This is a genomic window from Oligoflexus sp. (assembly GCF_035638955.1).
Classification (GTDB): domain Bacteria; phylum Bdellovibrionota_B; class Oligoflexia; order Oligoflexales; family Oligoflexaceae; genus Oligoflexus.
This window is the reverse complement of record NZ_DASQYZ010000142.1, coordinates 1-3,741: the sequence shown is the minus strand read 5'-3', so window position 1 is coordinate 3,741 and position 3,741 is coordinate 1. Positions and strand designations below refer to the sequence as shown.

Annotated in this window: 6 protein-coding genes; 2 read left to right on the top strand and 4 right to left on the bottom strand. The window is 48.4% G+C overall.

Annotated features, from left to right (window positions below):
* On the top strand, window positions 1-185 hold a 185-nt coding region (locus VE954_RS14110; RefSeq protein WP_324953781.1), incomplete at its 5' end, for a hypothetical protein.
* A gap of 689 nt (window positions 186-874) precedes the next feature.
* On the opposite strand, the gene VE954_RS14105 is transcribed toward VE954_RS14110, so the two are convergent.
* The 3 genes from VE954_RS14105 to VE954_RS14100 form a co-directional block, all read right to left on the bottom strand.
* A complete protein-coding gene (locus tag VE954_RS14105) occupies window positions 875-1,651 on the bottom strand; it encodes a hypothetical protein (RefSeq protein ID WP_324953779.1) in 777 nt (258 codons plus the stop codon).
* Window positions 1,652-2,185: 534 nt separating this feature from the next.
* A complete protein-coding gene (locus VE954_RS44255; protein WP_414699007.1) occupies window positions 2,186-2,470 on the bottom strand; it encodes a DDE-type integrase/transposase/recombinase in 285 nt (94 codons plus the stop codon).
* Window positions 2,471-2,488: 18 nt separating this feature from the next.
* Entirely contained in the window at window positions 2,489-2,662 is a 174-nt protein-coding gene (locus VE954_RS14100; RefSeq protein WP_324953777.1) for a hypothetical protein, read from the bottom strand.
* 118 nt (window positions 2,663-2,780) lie between these two features.
* Here VE954_RS14100 and VE954_RS14095 point away from each other — a divergent pair, with 118 nt between their 5' ends.
* Entirely contained in the window at window positions 2,781-3,140 is a 360-nt protein-coding gene (locus VE954_RS14095; protein ID WP_324953775.1) for a hypothetical protein, read from the top strand.
* Here the strand turns inward: VE954_RS14095 and VE954_RS14090 are convergent.
* On the bottom strand, window positions 3,134-3,741 hold a 608-nt coding region (locus VE954_RS14090; RefSeq protein WP_324953772.1), incomplete at its 5' end, for an IS66 family transposase. The genes VE954_RS14095 and VE954_RS14090 overlap by 7 nt on opposite strands.

Here is a 3,741-nt window from a genome sequence, read left to right as displayed (position 1 = left end):
AGGCTGGCTTTTGCATCTTTACCAAGCACTCAAACGGACGCTTCAAAATTCAACTGTATTTTGATCACCAACTGCGGGTGATGAGGCAGGATACGATCAGGTGGGGACGGAGTCTAACCGTGACTTGCTGGGGCGCTTACGTCTGTAATGATGGCCCTCTTCAGGAGCGGCAGGAGGGAAATTGAAAGACGCGCCGGGCTGTCATCGAGCCAGTACCTTGGCTCGCTGAAGAGCGCGATTGGAGTATCCATTCGCTTGAACCGAAGATCTTACCGCTGCTTTGAGCTCCTCAGAGTAGCGCCGTGATCGCGGGTTAATGGTGCTCTCGAGCTCGTTCTTGAATTTTATTTTGATTTGATCCAGTGTCATGGAAATATGCTCATCAAAATTTTGCGGAACATATCCTTTAAGATGGGGTCTGGCAATAACGGGGCTTACGACTGACGTACGACAGATCCGTAAGGGAGGACTTTCAAAATGAAATCTGTCACCACTTTGGACATCAATGATGCCGTCCGTGCCACTCCCGAAGATTCCCAAGGCTTCCAAGGCCAAGTCCCTGGGGCAGGTTTTTGTTCTGCTGCAACGACGGATGCTCATGCATTAGGGTGAAACGCTGTTGGGGCTTTGTCTTTGAAATTATTCTTCATCCAGCACTGTGGGTTTGCGGCACACTGAGAATTTCTCGTCACCTGATGGGCACGAAGGCCATAAATATCACGCGCAATTTCAGGACGAGCTGGAGAAGGCTTGGCCACTGTTGAGGGATGCGGTTGAGGCCGCCGTCGCGTATGATGTTTGTCGAGGAGGATATAAAGCAGACAAACGTGCGCTAAGATATAAACTCAGGCACGCCCTCGCGGCCTTGAAAAGACTAAGTTGGGTAACAAGTAACCTCTGACTCTTCAAGCCACTCACCCTTAGGTCCGCCGCCCATGCCAATGGTCGCACCTACGCACGTCTCCATGTGACCTTCACCAGTTCCAGGGTCCCCAAGTCCAGTACTTCCCTGACCATCCGAACCACTACCACCCCCTCCAGTGTTCTTCCCGCTAGGGCCATACCCTTGGCTTCGGTAGTAGTCATTGAGTGCTTTGTAGTAGGCGCGCTCTTTGTCCCATGCTTCCTTAAATTCATAACACGCCTTAGCCATACCAGTGCACGCAGCCATAGCTGAAGGCCAGTTGTCCGCTCCCTTAAATATTGCCTTGAGTGACCCACCAAGACACCCAGCAACTCCCAAGACGTTGCAATACATGAGCTTCCATCCGATGTTTTTATCAGTCTCGGGTAGGTCGGCTGGAGGGCCGACAGGCGGACCATACTGTGGAGTCGTTGCTAGAAGTGTCTGGTAATGCTCGTCACTTGTACTATAAAAAGTAACAGGGTCTGGCATGTCTTGGCCATATAGGTTACTTGCAAAGTTGGCTGCTTGACGCTCGCTCATGACAACTTCAAGAACGTAACCGTATGGTGCCGAAGGACGATATAAGAATATTGCACATTCACCTTCGATGCTGCACACCTTAAAACTCTCGTCCACTGCATGGACTGAAGTGGAAGGTAACTTTCCAATACCCAACATAATTCCAGCCTGAACCTGGCTAAAGGTCGCCAATGCGGCGAATAGGATAATCAGCTTATTAAACATTTCTACCCCTCTTGATTCTTGAAGTGTTCCATTGTGCGAATGCGTACGAGGAAAACCAAAGCACGGCCCAGAAGTTAATCTCAAACATGTCGGGCTTCACAAGTTCGACAACTGCAGCGGCGAATCCAATGACCCCAGCTACCAAGTGAGCTTGACCCCACATCACCTCTAAGGTGGATTGGTCTTGCGCCTTTGTTGGACCTATTTCCATATACCTATCTCCCTAGCACATTTCACTTAGTTGGCTGCACCTTACTGTTGATGTGTAAGGGTTTCAATGCTTTTAGAGGGTTAGTAAGGAATTTTATTTAATGTTTAACCTGCATGGTTAGGCAGACACACTTTCAAAGCTACAAGGGAATATCTATGCAGCCCGCACTTGTGAGAGCTTCAATAATCTGTATCGACTATATGGTTGAATTATTTGGTTGTGTTGCGTTTGCAGAAGCTGAGCGAGGGGAAGCACCGATTGTCGAACGATCATGCAGCGACGGAATAGAAGATCTCTGCAGAGGTATTGCCCTCTGCTCTAACCTACCGTTTTCGAATTATTCTCATCGACTCAAAGTCACCAATTGTAATCCTTGCAGTTCGAAACCTCCCAAAGCCCAAGGTGGCTTTGCATAGCTGCTTGATGGGCCTATGGTCCTGCCCGATAATGTTGTTCAAATATTTGTTCTGACGAATTTCGATATCGGCTCCGGCGTCGTCGTTATAGTCATTGATGGCAGATGTGTTGGCTCCGCTTTTGTCGATAGTGATTTTTATCGGTTCACCGTTTGACCTGATAGCCCTGGAGAGAAGGGACCGTCTAGAAATTGGCGTCCGGGTTAAAAATTAGTTCAGCAGCCCAATTTCTTCAATCGCGTTCTCTATGGTGTTTTTTTCCTCCTTCTCCAAATGCCTTGTATAGAGCTTGGAATCGATGCGATGGAGTCCCCAGCCTAGCTCAATTTTCAATGCTGTGGATGCGAGAACACTCTCCAAAGTCGCTTCTACCATGGTGTCCATGCCTCGCGTTCTACGCTTGAACTGTCGGTTGATTGTTTGTAAGTTCGTCGTACGCCCCGTGGTTGCCGGCTGAGATTTTTCCGAGTATGTCTCTGGAAAATTTTGACGGAGCATGTTCATGATTCTCGAAGAAATAAAAAGATCTTTCGCCTCTGAACTCACTAAGACCGACACAAACCCTAGATCGCGGCGCTATTCCAGGGATTTAAAAGATGCCGTGCTTCCCGCGATGAGAAACCATGGCCTTGGCGTTACCGATGTAACAAGGACACTTGGAATATCGGCAACAGCTGTATCAAATTGGGTTTCAAGCGGATTTGCGCGTGCAGAGTTTGCCAGCGACTTCACTGAACAAGGGTTCATAGCAGCAAAGCTTGTGCCGTTGCAAGAGGATGTAGAAAGGCCAAAGGCTTTCATGCATCAGCGTTTGCTGACGATCAGCCTGCCTTCAGGAGTGAACCTCGAAATTTCCTATTGAATATTTTCCAGTGCCTCGTGAAGGGCAACCCCGGCCCTTACCTTGGCGTCAATCTCCAGCCCATAACGGTATGGCGAGAGCAACTCTTCACCCTTCAAGGAACGAAGGGCCATCTCCAGAAGATATGTCGTTGGTGAGATGCCGATTATTTTGCATGTTTCGACAATGGTGTAAAAGAACATGCCAGTGTCCGCTCCATTGATGGTGCGGAAACCCTGAAAATTCCTGCGCCCCATGACCGGACGTCTTTGCGATCTCTCGGCACTGTTATTATCCAATGGGATTTTCGGATCTGTAAGGAATCGATTGAGGCGTTCCCAATGCTCAAGTGTGTGGGTTATAGCCTTGCCGATTGGTGAGTTTTCCAGATATTTTCCCGCCTGATTCTTAATCCATTCAAGTATACTGTTCATGATCCATGATGATTTTTCCAGACGCGATTTACCCAGTTCAGCGAAATCTTTGGCTTCCCTTTCGACGTCATATAGCTGATCGAAGCGGTCCAGGACCTCTTCCGCATTCGAATAGCTGTTCTTTGCATCAACGAATTTTCTTCTGACATGGGCCATGCACAAGCTTAAAATAATGCCAGGATCTTTTT